The sequence below is a fragment of the Shewanella sp. MR-4 genome (assembly GCF_000014685.1).
Taxonomy (GTDB): domain Bacteria; phylum Pseudomonadota; class Gammaproteobacteria; order Enterobacterales; family Shewanellaceae; genus Shewanella.
Genome location: NC_008321.1, coordinates 2,902,376 through 2,920,058, shown reverse-complemented (window position 1 = coordinate 2,920,058; position 17,683 = coordinate 2,902,376). Strand labels below are relative to the sequence as shown.

Sequence of the window (17,683 nt, the reverse complement as noted above, 5' to 3'; positions counted from 1 at the left end):
ATTAAACAGAATGTTTTTATACTCAACATTCACATCCCGTTTTCAGTCATAAAAACGGGAACCATATGATATTTGGGGCAAATGTCTCAGGATTATTCAGGGAGTTTTATCATGGTTCAGGCTACAGCAAGACATTTGTTAGTGAGCAGCGAAGAGCAGTGCCAAGCACTTAAACAACAGATCCTCGACGGTGCCGATTTTGCGCAAATCGCCCGCGCCCATTCTTCATGTCCATCGGGTGCACAAGGTGGTGAATTAGGTTCATTCGGCCCAGGCATGATGGTGCGTGAGTTTGATGAAGTGGTATTCAGTGCGCCATTAAACGTGGTTCAAGGTCCAGTTAAAACCCAGTTTGGTTACCACTTACTCGAAGTCACCAGCCGCGGTTAATCGTCTTCTTGCCGAGACAATGGCAGCGTTTGGCTGCCATTTTTTTTAGTTCGTCCATCCATTGGGGAGCCGCTATGCTTGAACTCTATACCGATAGATTAAGACTTCGCAGTTTACAAGAGCAGGATTGGCCACATTTCTTGGCATTACACCAAGATCCTGACATCAATCGCTATGTGCGTATTCCTGAATCTGCCGAAGTGATCCGGCAAAAGTTTGAGCAGCGCTCAGTCACCTGGGACTATACCTCTGGCGATTGGCTTACGCTGACGATCGAAACGCTGGATACCGGTGAGTTTATCGGTTTAACCGGCCTTCATTGCCAAAGTGTGGAGGAGCAACGTGCCGAGGTCGGATATTTACTGGCGCACGCAGGGCAAGGTAAAGGCTATGCCACTGAGAGTTTACAGGCGGTTGTCGATTGGGCCTGTTTAAGTCTGTCAGTCCATAAATTGGTTGGGTACTGCGCTAAAGAGAATATCGGCTCAGCCCGGGTAATGGAGAAATGTGGCTTTGAACTCGAGGGCGTATTTCGGCAGCATTTTAAGATAGGCGATGAGTGGCTAGATGAATCCGCCTATGGGCTGCTCGCCGATGAAAGGCAAAGATAAGTTAAATTATCTGCATCCCATGGGACATGCTGCTATAATGCCGCAGGTTTATTTTTTGAGGCGTGTTTAAGTGGCGCAAATTAATCAGTTAGCTTTGTATCCTGGCGAAGATTTTATTGAATTGTACAAAGTATTAAAGGTACAAGGCATGTCGAATGCCGGCGGCGAAGCCAAGCATGTTATTGATGAAGGCTTGGTTACCGTCAATGGCGAAGTGGAAACGCGCAAACGTAAAAAAGTCGTTGCGGGTGACATCGTTAGCTTTAATGGTGAATCGGTTCAAATCATTGCGGCTGAATAAGCCAGAGACTGTGGAGTAGGATATGCAATTTCCAGACGACGATAATGGCAAAATGCTGGCTGCGATGGCCGAAGCCGGAATTGACCTCACTAAAGCCCTCGATGTTGATTTCTTTTTAGTTTTCGATGATCAGCGCGATGCTGAAACTGCACTCGAAGAGTTAGCTAACTCCGATTTAGAAGGCGAAGTTGAGCTAAACCTTAACGATGAACTCGGTAAGTGGGAAATCATCGTATGCATCAACATGGTGCCAGACTACGATGACTTGGTTGAACAAGAGACCATTCTCAATGATTTTGCGGCCGAGTTTGGCGGCATGACCGATGGATGGGGCGTGATGCAACATCAAGAAGGTGATGATGAGTTTATGGATGACGACCATGTTCACGATGAACATTGCCATCACTAAGCCTATCGTCGGATAAGCGTTAAAAAACCACCGCTCAGGTGGTTTTTTGCTATCTAAGCTTTGTCGATATCTGACGATTGCCGATATGGGGCAAATAACTCGAGCATCCAATCGATAAAGGCTTGCACCTTTAGCGGTAAGCTAGGGGATTTGGGCGTGAGTAAGTAATAGGCGTATGGGCTGGTAAAAGGCGCTTGAAACGGGATCACTAAGCTGCCATTGGCCAATTGATCTTCGATAAAAAAACGTGGGATCAGCGCAGCGCCCATGCCACTGGCTGCGGCTTGACTCAACATATAAAAATGCTCGACGCCAAAGGTTTGCGCCTGCGTGAGTACCAGTCCCACTTTATCTGCCCAATATTCCCAAAGCTCTGGCCGTGTGGTGTGTTTCAGCAGGGTGACCTGATTGATGTCTTCGATACTTTTGAGCTTAGGCGCGAGTGACGGCGCGCACACTAAGCACAAGTCTTCATCCATCAGTTTGATGTAGTTAACCCCTCTGGGGAGTTGAGTGCTGCTACGAATGGCGATGTCGTAACGGCCTTGGCTGAAATCGACGGCGAAGTCACCAATCGAAAGATCCACATACACATGCGGATGCCGAGATTTAAATTGCTCCATCCGGGGGATTAACCAGTTGATGGTTAAACTGGGTAACACATTGATCGCTAAAGTTTGTGGCCGCGAGCCTTGACTACGTAAATCGGCGGTGGCACTGGACAAAGTTTGCAGAGCCGCTTGCACATGGGGCAAGTAGCGCTTGGCTTCGTCCGTGAGTGCGACTTTTTTATGCAGGCGCACGAAGAGGGCAAAACCTAAGAATTCTTCTAGTACACGGATTTGTTTACTGATGGCGCCGTGGGTGACATGCAGTTCTTTGCTGGCAAGAGTCATGCTTTGCAAGCGGGCGGCAGACTCGAAAGCCCGTAATGCATTGAGGGGCGGCAAGGAAGTAAACATAGGCGTATCCGAATCGAGTAATTGATAAGGGTATTTAGTGTGAACTTTGCTCACGCTAGCGCGACAATAACTCCTTTGCGTTTATAAGGCAAACGCAGTCTAATGCGAAGCCTTAGCTCCTATTACTCAATAATAACAATCATGGAATTTGAACTGACTCTACAAATTGCGGCATTACTCTTTGGCGTGGCTATGGTGGCGGGGTTTATCGACTCTATCGCTGGCGGCGGGGGATTGCTGACTATCCCTGCGTTAATGTGGGCGGGTTTACCGCCAGCGGTGGCGCTCGGGACTAACAAATTACAGGCCTGCGGTGGCAGCTTTTTTGCGAGTTTGTACTTTGTGCGTAAGGGATTAGTTGATTTGAAGGCCGTTAAACTGTCCCTTATCTGTGCCTTTGCGGGCGCCGCCTTAGGCACTATACTGGTGCAGTTGGTCGATGCCAAAGTACTGGAGTTAGTCTTACCTTTTTTAATCCTCGCGATTGGTTGTTATTTCTTGTTTTCGAAAAAGATTTCGGAAGATGACCGCCACCAAGTATTAACGCCTACCGCCTTTGCCTTTACCGCCGCGCTCGGTGTGGGTTTGTACGATGGCTTTTTTGGCCCTGGCACAGGGAGTTTCTTCGCGCTGGCCTTTGTGACCTTGGCCGGTTTTGGTCTGGCAAAAGCGACGGCACACGCCAAGGTGTTAAACTTCTCGACCAATATTGCTTCGCTTATCTTCTTTACCTTAGGTGGCAAAGTGATTTGGGTGCTCGGCTTAGTGATGCTTGCTGGGCAGGCAATCGGTGCGACCTTAGGTTCGCGCTTAGTCGTGACCAAAGGCACTAAGATCATTAAGCCATTAGTGGTGACTATGTCCTTGGCCATGAGTGTGAAGCTGTTAGCCAGCCAATATCACCTGTTTTGATATAGCCTCTATTATATTTAACTCTCCCTAGTAAGGCCGATTGCCTATTTGTGCTGCATAGTCCATGAGCACAGTTTTCGGCCTTATTGCTGCAAATCTCTTCACTCCCTTGGTATTCGCTATACTCCGCAGTCATGTTTAGGATAACCTAGCATTTTTAAAGCGTTTTTAGGGGCAATTGGCTGTGTTATTGCCAAGCGTTTGCGCCTGAGACTTCACAAGTTAAACGGTAAGCGCCCACGCGATAGAATCGGCTTAGTATCCATTAAGGTTTAGCAACGATGAGATTTATCCATACCTCGGACTGGCACATTGGTCGCCAGTTACATAATCAATCACTCTTAGAAGACCAAGCCTATGTGCTTGATCAAATCGTGACATTGGCTGAGCAGCACACTGTCGATGCGGTGATTATTGCCGGGGATATTTACGATAGGTCGATTCCTCCTGCCAGCGCCGTGGCTTTGCTCGATGAGGTGCTTAATCGCCTCATCACAGAGTTAGGATTACAAGTGCTGATGATTGCCGGTAACCACGACGGGCACGAACGCTTAGGCTTTGCGGCTAAACAAATGGCGGCAAGTGGCTTGCACATTATTGGGCCGCTTCAGGCTGATTTAACGCCGATCCGCTTAACCAGCTCAAGTGGCGATGCTTACTTTTATCCGCTGCCTTACGCCGAACCTGCAACCGTGCGCCAAGTATTTGAGGCGGATGCTAAGGGGCTCAGCGTGTCCAGCCATGAAGAGGCTATGGCGCTACTGCTAGAACAAGTCCGCAGCCACGACAGCCAAGGGTTACCTAAGGTCGTTGTTAGTCATTGCTTTTTAGATGGTGGCAGTGAGTCCGAGTCCGAGCGGCCATTGAGTATTGGTGGCGCCGATAAAATTTCCCCACGGCTTTTTAGTGAGTTTGACTATGTCGCCCTCGGCCACTTACACGGACCGCAATATAAAGGCAGTGAACATGTACGTTATTCTGGCTCGATTTTGAAATACTCCTTTAGCGAACAGCATCAACATAAGTCTGTCACCTTAGTCGATGTCGCGGCGCACACTCCGGCGCAGATCCAACTCTTGCCCTTAACTGCGCTGCGCGATGTGCGGATTATCGAAGGAGAATTGGCGCATTTATTAGATCTTGGGAAGACCGATGCCAAGCGTGAGGATTATCTGATGGTTAGACTCCTTGATAAGCACGCCATTTTAGATGCCATGGGCAAATTGCGCAGTGTCTATCCCAATGTGCTGCATCTAGAACGTACTGGATTAATGGCGGGCGAACAGGCCGTCGCACTCAATCGTGACCATATCAAAAAAGGCGAAATGGCCATGTTCCGTGATTTTTTCAGTCAGGTTTCTGGCGAGGAATTGAGTGATGCGCAGCAAGCGGTTATGGATGAGATTTTAACTAAGCTTCACAGGGATGAAGGCGATAGCGGTGAATCTACTCGCGTTGCAGCAAAAGGGGAGCAATCCGCATGAAGCCACTCTCGCTGTCGATGTCGGCCTTTGGTCCTTTTGCTTCGACTCAAACCATTGATTTTACCGAACTGGGGAATAACCCCTTATTCCTGATCAACGGGCCAACAGGCGCGGGCAAAACCACGCTGCTCGACGGAATTTGTTTTGCGCTCTATGGAAAAACCACGGGTAACGAGCGTGAAGGCAGCCAGATGCGCTGCGATATGGCCGATGATAGCGTACTGACTGAGGTGACCTTTCATTTTCAATTAGGTAGTACGGGTTATCGTATTCGCCGCGTCCCCGAGCAGGAAAGATTAAAGAAAAGCGGTGATGGCTCAACGGTACAAAAGAGTGAGGCGCAGCTGTATAAGATTGCCCCGGATGGCAGTGAAACCCTTATCGTCGCCAGTAAAGTGTCAGACGCCACGGCCGAAATTGAGGCATTAACCGGCCTAGATGTGGAGCAGTTCCGCCAAGTGATGGTGCTTCCGCAGGGGAAATTTCGCGAATTGCTGATGGCCGACTCTAAGGCGCGTGAGCAGATTTTTAGCCAATTATTCCAAACCCATATCTATAAGCGCATCGAAGATACTCTAAAGGCTAAGGCGGCGGATATTCGCAATCTTGTCAAAGAGCAGCGCGCCCGCCGTGACGGTATTTTGCAAACGGCAGCACTCACATCCGATGATGAACTTACTGCAGAGTTGAGTCGCATTGAACCCGAATTCGCGGCGGCGACGGCAGCAAAAGAGCAGAGCGTTGCGGCGCATTTGGCGGCATTAAAACAGCGTGATAGCGCGCAGCAACTCTTTGCTGAATTTACTCGCTTACAGGAATTGCAGGCTGAGGCGCTTAGCCTTAATGAGCAGCAAGCGCAAATTGCAACCCAAACGACACGGCTTGAGGTGGCCAAGCAAGCACTGCGGGTAAAACCCTTATTAGATAATGCCTTGTCGCGGGAGCAAGAAGCGAGTGTTGCAGCCGCTCAGCGCGATAGCGCACAGTTGACGCTCGATGCCGCTAAGCTCGCACTCTCTCATGCTGAAACTGCGGCGCAGGAAATTATCCCCCTTGAACATAAGCTGCGTGAGGTTGAGCAGCAAAATAGTCATCTCAGTGCGTTAGTGCCGCAGCTGGCAGAGTTTGCCAGCCTGGAACAAGCTTTAGCGCAGGCAAAAGAGATACTGCAACACACCAAATTGCAGGGGCAGGAGAGTAAAACTGCACTTGCCACCTTAGTTGAACAGCGCGGTCATTGTGAGAATCAACTGCCAGCCTTGCAATCGCAAAGTGAGCAGCAACTTGCCACTGCGCAGGCGCTGCAGCAGCACCGTCATATGCTCGAGCAGTTCAAGCAGTGGCAGCAGATCTGTGCCAAAGTTGCGCATACTCAAGGGGTTCTTGAGCAGGTCGGTTTACAAGGAAAAGCGCTTAATACCCAATATCAAGCAGCTTCAACGGCTTACAAGTCTTTGCAACTGAAATGGTTTCAAGGTCAGGCAGCCATTTTAGCTAGAGAGTTAAAACCCCATGAGCCATGCCCGGTTTGTGGCAGTTCGACCCATCCTCAGCCCGCGGTGAGTCATGAGGATTTACCAACGGATCTACAATTGCAGGCGGCGCAGGATGCCGAGGCCTTGGCGCTCGATAATCTCAATAAAGCGCGGGCAGAATATCGTGGGCTGCAAAAGCAATTAGAAGCACAGCAACAGCAGGCGAATGATCTGGCAACAGCCCTTGGTGATAAGGTTGAGTTGTCACTCGAATCCCATAGCCAAACCTTAGAAAGGCTCATGCAGCAAGCGAAGCAAGCCGATGATGCGGCGCAAGCGCTGCAGCTGTTACAGCAACAGATCAAAACCTTGCAGCAGCAAGAGTCGACTTTGGCGCAGCAACTCGAACTTGAGCGTGAGCGTTACCGTGAGCAAGAAGGCAAAGTCGAGCGGCTATCGGGTCAACTTGCGGAAAAAGCGCTGAGGATCCCAGAAGAATACCGAACACTGGATGTATTGAATCAAGCGATTGCGAATAACCAGCAACAACTTGAACAGATAAAACGTCAGATTGATGTATTGAGAACCGCGCAGCAGCAGGCAACGCAGCAGAGTGTGGCGGCGCAAACGGCATTATCGGCGGCGATAGAGCGTTGTCATGCTACGGTAGAGCTGCAGGCGCAAGCACAGCAGACACTTCAGACGGCGCTCGATAACGCGGGCTTTATTGATAGGGATGCATTGCGCGAAGCCTTGTTAACCGATGAGCAAATGCAGACGCTGGCCGAGGGTAAAGAAACCTACCACAGACAGTGCGCCTTAAATCAGTCGCAACTGACTCAGCTTACAACCAAGTTGAGCGAGTCGACATCACCCGATCTTGACGCCTTAGAGGCCTTGCTCACTGAGCGACTCGCGCAGCTTAAAAATGCGGAAGAGCTATGGAGTCAACTGAATACTCGGCTCACCCTGCTTAACAATACCCAAACTCAGCTGGCGGTGGTCGATCAAAAGGCCAAATCCCTCGAGGATGAATACGCTGTGATTGGCACCTTGGCCGATGTTGCCAATGGTAATACGGGCAACAAAATTTCCCTGCAACGCTTTGTGCTTAGCGTATTGCTCGACGATGTGTTGCTTGCGGCAACGCAGAGGCTGCATTTAATGAGTAAAGGGCGCTACCGATTATTGCGCAAAGAGGACAGGGCGAAGGGCAATAAGGCCTCAGGGCTAGAGCTTGAAGTCGAGGATGCCTACACCTCTAAAGTGCGTCCCGTGGCGACCTTAAGTGGCGGTGAGAGTTTTATGGCAGCCTTGTCGATGGCTTTGGGCTTATCGGATGTGGTTCAAGCCTACGCAGGGGGGATAAAACTCGATACCTTATTTATCGACGAAGGCTTTGGCAGCCTAGATCAGGACTCCCTCGAACTTGCCATTCGCACGCTGATGGATTTGCAGTCGGCGGGGAGGATGATTGGGGTGATTTCCCATGTATCCGAAATGAAAGAACAGATAGGCACTCGAATTGATATCTTGAAAACCTCCCATGGGAGTGAAATCAAGGTGATTTTGCCTTAGTCTAACTTAAGCGGAGAAATATTAGCTTAACACATTGTTTTTATTGATATGACAAACGAGATTTTGCGCTATTTAACATCTATATACAGAACACACAATCGGTTTAAAGTGCTAACTGACGCATGTTTTTAGTAAATAGTGCTAGAAAAGTGCAAAATAGCGTTTGTCATAATCGGTTTTTTGGGATAAGTTGGGAAAATTCGGGCTTCCCCCTGTGGGAGTGGGACTGATTCAAAAATATAACGCAATAACGATAACAAAAGGTGAAAGCGTTGCAGACAGGTAAACCCAATTTGGCTAATTTTCCGCAAATTCGTTTGCAGAACTTATCTTCAGCCCAGAAAAATATTCTCCTTGTTGGAGGTCTATTAATCGGTGCGGCGATGTTAATGCCGAATGCTAATCATGTGGTACCTACTGCTCAACGTATTCCCGTCGCGCTCGATATTGAGACTATATTGCCACAGATATCAGAGCCTGTAGAAACCGCTCCGATTGTCGATAATACCCCGCATTTTGAACGTGTCATCGCCTCTGGTGATACTTTAAGCGCTTTATTTTCTAAGGCGGGTGTCGATCAGCAAACCATGTATAAGGTATTAGAAGCCGATTTAAACATTCTAGCGCTAGATACCTTATTACCCGGTAACCGTATTCAATTTTGGCTGGATAATGAAGGCCAACTGCAGAAGTTAGAGCTGTATTTTAACGCCGCACGCCAAGTAGTATTTACTCGTTATGAAGATGGCAGCTTTAACGTTGAAGAAATTAACGTTGAAGGTGTGTGGCAAAACCGTATTCTCACTGGCGATATTAAAGGCTCATTCTACGTTTCAGCGCAAAAAATGGGTTTAGCGGCGGCCGATATTCAGCGGATTGAAGATTTACTCAAAGAGAAAGTGAATTTTGCACGGGATTTACGTGCAGGTGATAAATTTTCTGTTTTGGTAAATGATCAATATGTTGAGGGCGAAGCAACGGGAAGCAGTCAAATATTAGGCGTGAGCATTAAAACGGGTCGCTCCGAAATTAGTGCATTCCAACATACCGATGGCAGTTATTACGATGCTAAAGGCCAAAGCTTAGTGCGTGCCTTCCAACGTATTCCATTAGCCAAACAACCACGCATGAGTTCTCGTTTTAACCCGACGCGTAAACATCCTATTACTGGCCGTATTTCTCCCCATAACGGTACCGACTTTTCAGTGCCTATTGGTACTAAAGTTATTGCTCCTGGCGATGGTGTCGTAAGCTTAGTCACCGATCACCAATTCGCGGGTAAATATATTGTGATTGAACACGGTGGTAAGTACCGTACACGTTATTTACATCTTTCTAAGGCATTAGTGCGTAAAGGTCAGAGAGTGACTCGTGGCCAAGTGATTGCTTTATCAGGCAATACTGGACGTTCTACCGGTCCACATTTGCATTATGAATTCCACGTTAATGGTAGACCTGTGGACCCAATGAGAGCCGATATCCCGATGGCAAGCCAATTAGCGAATCAAGAATTACGTACCTTCACCAATATCGTGAAGAGCCGCCAAGCGTTAATGAATTTAGGTTAATCTATTCATTAACCCGCGCGAACCGAATATAAAAACGCCGATGGATCTGATCTCATCGGCGTTTTTATTTGCGCTGCGTGTAGTGATAACGGCTGGAAAACGCTGTATTCATTAAACTACTGGTTAAGTAGTAAGGATGTTTAACCGGATTAGGGAGAAGCTTTACTGCTTTAATATAAGCGATGGATAGAGTTAAGTGGGTCGAATTAATGCGCATCTAAGCATAAACAGGTAAATGCTAATATCGCTTTATAGATGCGCCGACTGCCGATATAAGAAGTCGCTTGGTGCTACATTAGCTTGTATCTGTTTGATTAAGTTACGCAGAATAAACCGTCAATTCCAATGAATTAACTGGCCTGACGTTTCTGTATTACCTTTAAAGCACACTTACACAGACGACCTTTTAAAGCTGGGCAGCCTCCGCAGGGGGATTTTTTATAAGGACGAAGTGCAAAACTGCGTTCAGTGGCTAATGGACGGATATGCTTAATAACGGCGGATGATAAAAATTTAGCATCATTCGCGGCACTAAAATGGGCTTTAGCTAATTTAAGTTGTTTCTTGCGGGCGGTCTTATCGAGAGTTTGGATTTGCTGTTTCGCCACATATTCGGACAATAATTGGCTTAAGTGTTTACGCTGCTGTTTTTTATGTTGAGCGCGAGTCGCATGCATTATTGGGGTATTTGCCGAATAAAGGTTTTGCAATTCAACAAGGCTATTAGATTTTGCCTGCTGTTTTTGCAGTTTCTTGGCCTGTTTTTTACACCACTTTTCCAGTTTTTTACCAATTTTTTGCTTTTTCATACGACTTTTACACTGCTTTTGTGTGCTAACGAATAAGACAGATTCATTCTAAATGAAAATTATTATCAGTCAACTGAGTGTGAGAAATCGACGAGAAAAATGCGAGCTTACTTGAAAAAGTTTATTTAGTTTGAGTAGGGCGATTGGTTAGCGTCGATACAGGTTAGCAATAAACGCAGATCGAATTCGAATTGATGGTAATCGGGCTCCATATAAGTACACAACTTATAGAAAGCTTTATTATGATCCTTCTCTTTTAAATGGGCGAGTTCGTGTACCACCACCATTCTGAGCAAGGGTTCGGGGACGCGCTTTAAACGTGAAGAGATACGGATTTCGTTCTTAGCCTTGATTTTATTCCCCTGCACTCTAGAGACGTAAGAATGTAAGCCAAGTGCATGATGACTCATGCTAATTTTGTCATCGAAGATCACTTTTGACAGGGGAGAGGATTGGCGTAAAAACTGATTTTTTATCCCTTGGGTATAGTCATAGAGAGCTTTGTCGCTGCGGATCTCATGGACCGTGGGATGACGACGCAGCAAAACATCCGCAAGCTTTCCACCTTCGAGTAGTTGCTGAACTTGGCGTTGGATATCCGGACTATAACCGCTTAAATATTTTAAGGTTTGCATTGTTTCTAGCTGTGGGGAAACGAGCTTAGCGCTACAGTTGCGCTAAGCTCACACGCTTAAGCTTTACCGAAGATACGGCGATTTTGCTGAGCGTAGGCCGCCTCAAAGGCGGGTTGTTGGACGCGTTTGAGATCTAAGCTGTCAAAATCAACTTGAGGTGGATTACGCTTGTTTTGTTCCTTTATCGCAACAGGCGACAACAAGGTCACCGGCAGATCGCCGAGTTGAATTGCGGCTTCGAGTTTAAAGCTGGTGGCAGAGCCAGCCAGTTTGCCTTTTTGCTCGCGCTCGATAACGACGATTTCATCGACCTTATAATCTTCCATTAACTTATGGAAAGCGAAGTGAAATTCACGGATCGTTTCCGCTGAGGCTGATTGAGCGACGCTAAAAGACACTTTACGGCAGCTTGGTACGTTGAAGGTTTCACCTTCGTAGCTCAGCAGACTGATAATGGCTTCGCCGCCTTTTAATTCAACACCACAAATTCGCATGTTACACCTTTAAATATCAACATTTCTTACATATGGCAGGAGCATATTCCCGCCCGTAATATCGAGAGTCTGCACTATGGACTCTCGTGAGTAAATCATTAACGCTCGTCGTCATGATCCTGCAGCAATGGCGCCGCAGGTTTTTTACGCATTGGCGCATCACCCACATCAACCCCAGTGATAAAGCGTTTATCCCTTGAGGGAGCTGCTTTAACGGTTTTTGACTTGGCGTTCGCTTTGGTTTTTGTTCCTGCCTTGGTTACCGCTTTAGCTGCGGCGGCTTTAGGCTTGTCTTTTAAACCACTAAATTTAGCTTCGAGCCCCTTAATCACGCTGATCTCAAAGGTCTTTCTCAGGAAGAGTTGTACTTTCTTAAAGTTATCCCAATCCTTAGGACCAACGAGGGAGATTGCATCACCTTTGGCGCCTGCGCGTCCAGTACGACCTATGCGATGGACATATTCTTCGGCAAATTTGGGCATATCGAAGTTAATGACTAAGGAGACATTGAGTAAGTCTAAGCCTCTGGATGCCACATCTGTAGTCACCAGAATTTGCTGCTGGCCACGGGCAAATTGATCCATGATCTGATTACGTGCCGCTTGTTTAAGCTCACCACTTAAGGCGGCTGTGGCAAAACCCTGCGCCGAGAGTTTGCTCGCTAAGCGCTCGGTGTCGGCGCGGGTGGCGGTAAAAATAATCACTTGCTTGTGAGTTTCATCGCTAAGCAGACGTGTGAGCAGGGCTTCTTTGTGATCTAAGTGATCGCACAGATAAATACGCTGGGTAATATCCTGATGCTCAGTGTGGGCTGCGCCAATCGCAACATGCGACGGATTTTTAAGTAATGCTGCCGCAATCTCATTGATTTCACTGTGATCTAAGGTGGCCGAAAACATTAAGGTTTGACGGCGCTTATGATCGGCAGCAGCGTTAATGGCTTTTAATTGCGGCGCAAAACCCAGATCCAGCATACGGTCTGCTTCATCGAGGACAAGCAGTTCTAATCCATTGAGGAAGAGGTTTTTTTGCTCTAAATGATCGGCGATGCGTCCCGGCGTTGCCACGATAAAATGTGGCTCTTTTGCCAGTGCTTTGGCTTGATCGTTAAAGTTTTCACCGCCTAATACGCTAATGGCTTTGTATTGGGTGTTCGCCACCAGTAAACGTAACTGACTATACACCTGATGGGCTAATTCACGGGTAGGTAATAAAATCAGTACTCTAGGATCGCGCTTACTTAAAGCGCGGGTGGAGATAACCCTTTGCAATGCTGGCAACAAAAACGCTAAGGTCTTACCTGACCCAGTCTTTGATGATGCCATTAAATCTTTACCTGCCAATGCGATAGGCAGTGCTTGTTCCTGGATGGCGGTTGGGGTTGCAATCCCCATATGCTTTAAGCTTTGTAACAGACGCTGGTCCAGAGAAAAATCAGTAAACTGCAAAGGTATATCCCCTAAATCTGAGTGAGGGCAGATTATAGCCTTAAATCACTATGCTCAGCTATCTTGATTGGTCATTATCTTACTGGATCCGCTAAATTACGGCTGATATGGCAGACTTCATTTCGAGCATCCATTTACTCCGAACAATTTGCTTGCTAACAAACTTAGTGCGCGCCTTCTCGCAATGGATGTGTATGATGCTCGATTGAAGAGTGTTGGATACAGGCCTTTGCTTAGGCATGCGGAATAATAAACCATTAATGATTGACACTGTTCTGGGCGGAATTTAGCTTATTCAAATCATAGAGTTGTTAAGGGAAACATAGTATGAGCAAAGGGACAAAACCGACAATAGGTATTGCCTTAGGAAGCGGAGCCGCCAAGGGCTGGGCACATATTGGCGTACTTAATGGGCTCGCCAATATGGGGATAAAACCCGATAAGGTGGCCGGTTGCTCAGTAGGAGCCTTAGTGGGCGCAGCCTATGCTCATAATCATTTAGCCGAGCTTGAAGAGTGGGTACGCAGCTTTTCGAGTTGGGATGTCCTCGGACTGATGGACATTCGCTGGCGTAAAGGGGGATTGATCGGCGGTGAGAAAGTCTTCGATGTACTGCAATCGCGTATCGGCGATATCAATATTGAGGATTTGGACCGACCCTTTGCGGCGATTGCGACGGACTTATATTCAGGGCAAGAAATCTGGTTTCGCCATGGTGATTTACGCCAAGCCGTGCGCGCCTCGTGCTCAATGCCGGGAATATTAGCCCCCGTACGACAAGGGGAGCGTTGGCTCGTCGATGGCGCCGTTGTTAATCCTGTGCCCGTGTCTGTGAGCCGTGCTATGGGCGTCGATATAGTGATTGCCGTTGATTTGCATGGGTTTCATTCTGGGCGGCTGCAGGTATTGCCCGTCAACATGACCAGCCATAAGGCGCCAAAGGAAGAAAATGAAATGCCCGCTCGCCAAGAAACTGGCTTTATGGATTTGTTTGCGAGAGGGCGGGAATATGTCAGCAGCTTAACCGACAAGTTTTCCCTCGGCACTAAATCTAACCCTGGCATGATTGCGGTAATGTCACAGTCGATGGGGATTTTAGAGCAGCGTCATAAGCGGGCGCGTTTGATGGGTGATCCTCCCGATATTCTGGTCGTGCCTGAAGTCGCTAATATCGGCACTATGGAGTTTCACCGCGCCGACGAGGCAATTGCCGCAGGAGAAGCGGCTGTCGCTAAGGCGGCGCACTTGATTGAAGCGGCAATTTGGAAAGGTTAATCGACAGGGATGGTTCATCGTTACATATTGATTTAGGCAAGTGATTGTTTGATTGGCTTATTTTTTGCTTTAGCTCAATCACACAGTGTTAGATGCCGAATTATTGACGATGAATCCTCTTTTAAATGCCTTAAATCTGAACCGTAGCAGTGTTGCCGATGCCTATGGCCTGAACAGCAAGAAGACGGGCACGAGTAAGACAGACACAAGTAAGACTGAGTCCAGCACGGAGGCTAAGTCATCCGTCAAGGATACACCTAAGACTGATACTAAACCGAGCGATGACATTGCCTTGTCACCCCGCGCGCTTAGGGCGCAAAAAATCCAAGCGATGTCGAAGGACTTTTTTGCCGATGGCCAGTTTAGTGTGTCAGATATCCCAGCCCTAGTGTCTCGGCTGCAAAAGGACGGCATTTTGTCCGATGCACAGGTCGATCGACTGTCGCAAAACGGTATCAGTTTGCCGAGCCAAAACCCTAGCAAGCAATCTTTGCAGGATTTTATCGACGACGAGCTAAAGTCTTTGGCGGAAAAGTCGCCAAACAGTCCGATGATCAACACCTTAGTCGATGCTAAAAACGTGCTGTCGAATATGGACGATGCGCAATCTCCTGTGCTGGCACAAAAAGCCACCAAGGTGTTTGGCCAGTTAACCGATTATCTGAATAGCAACCCCACACTGAGCGATAGCCAAAAGCAGTTATGGCAGGGACTTAAGTCGACCATGCAAGTGGCCTCATCCATGGGAATGCAGCAGTCGGCATCGGGGCAATTGAGTAGTTATCTTGCTTTAGCAAAGCGCTAAGGTTAACAAGGGGTTAACTTTAGACAAGCTGCAATATATTTTTTTAAAACAAAGGACTTTGGCTTTTAAGCCAAGGTCCTTTGCCGTTATAGGTTCCCATTTTTAGCGTCCGCTATCTTGCTTTATGGCCAAGGTCAAGGCTTAAAACCGAGATCATTGGGTTTAGCTACAGTTCTTCTTTGTTCTTTTTATCCATCCCATAAATCATGATCTGGATCATGGAATTTTAGGCGGCGATGCCGCTTAATTGCCTAGATATAGTGTTTATTGATTATGTAAACACTATATGTAGTGTTAATTTTAATCGGAATGGAGAGGAACTGAACAATGCCAGTCGTGATCAAGCGGGATGGTTGCCGCACACCTTTTGATGAAACAAGGATAAGAGATGCAGTGATAGCGGCTGCAAACTCGGTTGGGATAGAGGATGCTGACTATGCCGCGACGGTTGCCGCTTGTGTGAGGGAGCGAGTGGCCAATCTGGCAGAAGTCGAGATCCACCATTTACAGGATGCGGTTGAAAACCTACTGATGGAAGGGCCTTACAAGTCTCTGGCGCGGGTATATATCGAGTATCGCCATGACAGAGATATTTGCCGCGATGCGACCAGTAAACTCAATCTTGAAATCCGTGGTTTAGTGGAGCAGAGCAATGCGGCGCTGTTAAATGAAAACGCCAATAAAGACTCTAAAGTGATCCCAACCCAGCGCGATCTACTCGCGGGTATCGTCGCTAAACATTACGCCAAGAGCCATATTCTGCCTAAGGATGTGGTGGCCGCCCATGAACTTGGTGAAATCCATTACCACGATCTCGATTATTCGCCGTTTTTCCCGATGTTTAACTGCATGTTGATTGATTTGGCGGGCATGTTGACCCACGGTTTTAAGATGGGCAACGCCGAAATTGAGACCCCAAAGTCCATCTCCACCGCTACGGCGGTAACGGCGCAGATCATTGCCCAAGTGGCCAGTCATATTTATGGCGGCACCACGATTAATCGTATTGATGAAGTGCTCGCGCCTTTTGTGGCGAAGAGCTATGACAAACACTATCAAGTGGCACTTAACTGGCAAATTAAAGACGCCAAGGCCTATGCGACGGCGCTCACCGAAAAAGAATGTCATGACGCTTTCCAATCCCTTGAATATGAAGTGAATACCTTACATACCGCCAATGGACAAACGCCCTTTGTGACTTTTGGTTTTGGTCTGGGGACTTCGTGGGAGTCGCGTTTAATTCAGCAATCCATGTTGAAAGTTCGTATGACGGGCCTAGGTAAAAATCGTAAGACTGCCGTGTTCCCTAAACTGGTGTTTGCGATTCGTGATGGCATTAACCACAAGGCTGGTGATTGCAACTACGATGTCAAACAAATGGCTCTTAAATGCGCCAGCATGCGCATGTATCCGGATATTTTGAACTACGAGCAAGTGGAAAAGGTCACGGGTTCATTTAAAACCCCTATGGGCTGTCGCAGCTTTTTAGGCTCCTATAAAGAAAATGGCGAGCTAGTTCATGAAGGGCGCAATAACCTTGGGGTGGTGAGCTTAAACTTGCCCCGAGTTGCCCTCGAGGCCAATGGCGATGAGGCTGAATTTTATCGCATTTTAGATGAGCGTTTACTGCTTGCCCGCCGCGCATTAGACACCCGCATCGAACGATTAAACGGCGTTAAAGCCAGAGTTGCACCGATTCTGTATATGGAAGGCGCCTGTGGTGTGCGCCTGCGCGCCGATGATGATATCGCCCAAATCTTTAAAAATGGTCGGGCATCGATTTCATTAGGCTATATCGGTTTGCATGAAACCATCAATGCGCTCTATGGCACACAAACCCATGTATTTGATGATACCAAGCTTCGTGAAAAAGCAGTGGCGATTGTCGCGCACCTTAAAGCGGCTACCGATGCATGGAAGGCCGAAACCGGTTATGGGTTTAGCCTTTATAGCACCCCGAGTGAGAGCCTCTGCAGCCGTTTCTGCAAGCTCGATGCGCGTCAATTCGGCGTGGTTGCAGGGGTCACCGATAAGGGCTATTACACCAATAGCTTCCACTTGGATGTGGAAAAGCGGGTGAATCCCTACGATAAAATTGATTTTGAGCAGCCATATCCTGCGATCGCCAATGGCGGATTTATCTGCTACGGCGAATACCCGAATATGCAGCACAACATCGAAGCGCTCGAAAATGTGTGGGATTACAGTTATAGCCGCGTGCCTTACTACGGTACTAACACGCCGATTGATGAATGCTACGACTGCGGTTTTACCGGCGAGTTTAGCTGTACCAGTAAAGGTTTTACTTGCCCTAAATGCGGTAACCATGAGCCAAGCCGAGTGTCCGTTACCCGCCGAGTGTGCGGTTACTTAGGTAGCCCCGACGCCAGACCATTCAACCATGGCAAGCAAGAAGAAGTGAAACGCAGGATCAAACACTTGTAACACTTTTGCCTTGTTTGTTTTGTTACACTGGCACAGTTGCACTGGTGGCGACTGTGCTTTGATTTTTAGCCCGTCGTTAAAC

At 47.7% G+C, this 17,683-nt stretch carries 16 protein-coding genes; 11 read left to right on the top strand and 5 right to left on the bottom strand.

Features of this window, described 5'->3' with window-relative positions:
- Nucleotides 1-111: 111 nt before the first annotated feature.
- The 4 genes from SHEWMR4_RS12915 to SHEWMR4_RS12900 all read left to right on the top strand — a co-directional run bounded on the left by SHEWMR4_RS12915 (nucleotide 112) and on the right by SHEWMR4_RS12900 (nucleotide 1,711).
- On the top strand, nucleotides 112-390 hold the full coding sequence (locus SHEWMR4_RS12915; protein WP_011623210.1) for a peptidylprolyl isomerase: 279 nt from the start codon (nucleotides 112-114) through the stop codon (nucleotides 388-390).
- A gap of 74 nt (nucleotides 391-464) precedes the next feature.
- Nucleotides 465-1,001 carry a GNAT family N-acetyltransferase gene (locus tag SHEWMR4_RS12910; protein ID WP_011623209.1) on the top strand — a complete coding sequence of 179 codons (537 nt, stop codon included), beginning with the start codon at nucleotides 465-467 and terminating at the stop codon, nucleotides 999-1,001.
- A 70-nt stretch (nucleotides 1,002-1,071) separates the two neighbouring features.
- Nucleotides 1,072-1,302, top strand: a complete 231-nt coding sequence (locus SHEWMR4_RS12905; RefSeq protein ID WP_011623208.1) for an RNA-binding S4 domain-containing protein — start codon at nucleotides 1,072-1,074, stop codon at nucleotides 1,300-1,302.
- Nucleotides 1,303-1,324: 22 nt separating this feature from the next.
- Nucleotides 1,325-1,711, top strand: coding sequence for a ribonuclease E inhibitor RraB (locus SHEWMR4_RS12900; protein ID WP_011623207.1), 387 nt, complete (start codon nucleotides 1,325-1,327; stop codon nucleotides 1,709-1,711).
- 53 nt (nucleotides 1,712-1,764) lie between these two features.
- On the opposite strand, the gene SHEWMR4_RS12895 is transcribed toward SHEWMR4_RS12900, so the two are convergent.
- On the bottom strand, nucleotides 1,765-2,673 hold the full coding sequence (locus SHEWMR4_RS12895; RefSeq protein ID WP_041409081.1) for a LysR family transcriptional regulator: 909 nt from the start codon (nucleotides 2,671-2,673) through the stop codon (nucleotides 1,765-1,767).
- A 141-nt stretch (nucleotides 2,674-2,814) separates the two neighbouring features.
- Here SHEWMR4_RS12895 and SHEWMR4_RS12890 point away from each other — a divergent pair, with 141 nt between their 5' ends.
- The 4 genes from SHEWMR4_RS12890 (at nucleotide 2,815) to SHEWMR4_RS12875 (ending at nucleotide 9,690) form a co-directional block, all read left to right on the top strand.
- Nucleotides 2,815-3,585 carry a TSUP family transporter gene (locus SHEWMR4_RS12890; RefSeq protein ID WP_023267800.1) on the top strand — a complete coding sequence of 257 codons (771 nt, stop codon included), beginning with the start codon at nucleotides 2,815-2,817 and terminating at the stop codon, nucleotides 3,583-3,585.
- A 281-nt stretch (nucleotides 3,586-3,866) separates the two neighbouring features.
- Complete coding sequence (locus tag SHEWMR4_RS12885; RefSeq protein ID WP_011623204.1) at nucleotides 3,867-5,069, top strand: exonuclease SbcCD subunit D; 1,203 nt, start codon at nucleotides 3,867-3,869, stop codon at nucleotides 5,067-5,069.
- Nucleotides 5,066-8,122: an SbcC/MukB-like Walker B domain-containing protein gene (locus tag SHEWMR4_RS12880; protein WP_011623203.1), complete on the top strand. Its 3,057-nt coding sequence runs from the start codon at nucleotides 5,066-5,068 to the stop codon at nucleotides 8,120-8,122. Before SHEWMR4_RS12885 ends, SHEWMR4_RS12880 begins: the two co-directional genes overlap by 4 nt.
- A gap of 272 nt (nucleotides 8,123-8,394) precedes the next feature.
- Nucleotides 8,395-9,690, top strand: coding sequence for a peptidoglycan DD-metalloendopeptidase family protein (locus SHEWMR4_RS12875; RefSeq protein WP_011623202.1), 1,296 nt, complete (start codon nucleotides 8,395-8,397; stop codon nucleotides 9,688-9,690).
- 350 nt (nucleotides 9,691-10,040) lie between these two features.
- Here the strand turns inward: SHEWMR4_RS12875 and SHEWMR4_RS12870 are convergent, their stop codons facing one another.
- From SHEWMR4_RS12870 to SHEWMR4_RS12855, 4 genes are all read right to left on the bottom strand, one after another.
- Nucleotides 10,041-10,499 (bottom strand): hypothetical protein, encoded by a 459-nt coding sequence (locus SHEWMR4_RS12870; RefSeq protein WP_011623201.1) that lies wholly within the window; start codon nucleotides 10,497-10,499, stop codon nucleotides 10,041-10,043.
- A gap of 125 nt (nucleotides 10,500-10,624) precedes the next feature.
- Nucleotides 10,625-11,134: a M48 family metallopeptidase gene (locus tag SHEWMR4_RS12865; RefSeq protein WP_011623200.1), complete on the bottom strand. Its 510-nt coding sequence runs from the start codon at nucleotides 11,132-11,134 to the stop codon at nucleotides 10,625-10,627.
- Between the two features lie 56 nt (nucleotides 11,135-11,190).
- Entirely contained in the window at nucleotides 11,191-11,628 is a 438-nt protein-coding gene (locus SHEWMR4_RS12860; RefSeq protein WP_011623199.1) for a DUF3010 family protein, read from the bottom strand.
- Between the two features lie 98 nt (nucleotides 11,629-11,726).
- Entirely contained in the window at nucleotides 11,727-13,076 is a 1,350-nt protein-coding gene (locus tag SHEWMR4_RS12855) for a DEAD/DEAH box helicase (protein WP_011623198.1), read from the bottom strand.
- A 327-nt stretch (nucleotides 13,077-13,403) separates the two neighbouring features.
- Between SHEWMR4_RS12855 and rssA the strand changes: the two genes are divergently transcribed.
- The 3 genes from rssA to nrdD all read left to right on the top strand — a co-directional run bounded on the left by rssA (nucleotide 13,404) and on the right by nrdD (nucleotide 17,601).
- A complete protein-coding gene (rssA, locus tag SHEWMR4_RS12850) occupies nucleotides 13,404-14,351 on the top strand; it encodes a patatin-like phospholipase RssA (RefSeq protein ID WP_011623197.1) in 948 nt (315 codons plus the stop codon).
- Nucleotides 14,352-14,460: 109 nt separating this feature from the next.
- Complete coding sequence (locus SHEWMR4_RS12845) at nucleotides 14,461-15,156, top strand: hypothetical protein (protein ID WP_041409080.1); 696 nt, start codon at nucleotides 14,461-14,463, stop codon at nucleotides 15,154-15,156.
- Nucleotides 15,157-15,483: 327 nt separating this feature from the next.
- The gene (gene nrdD, locus SHEWMR4_RS12840; RefSeq protein WP_011623195.1) at nucleotides 15,484-17,601 is read left to right on the top strand and encodes an anaerobic ribonucleoside-triphosphate reductase; all 2,118 of its coding nucleotides are present in this window, start codon (nucleotides 15,484-15,486) and stop codon (nucleotides 17,599-17,601) included.
- The last annotated feature ends 82 nt before the right edge of the window (nucleotides 17,602-17,683 follow it).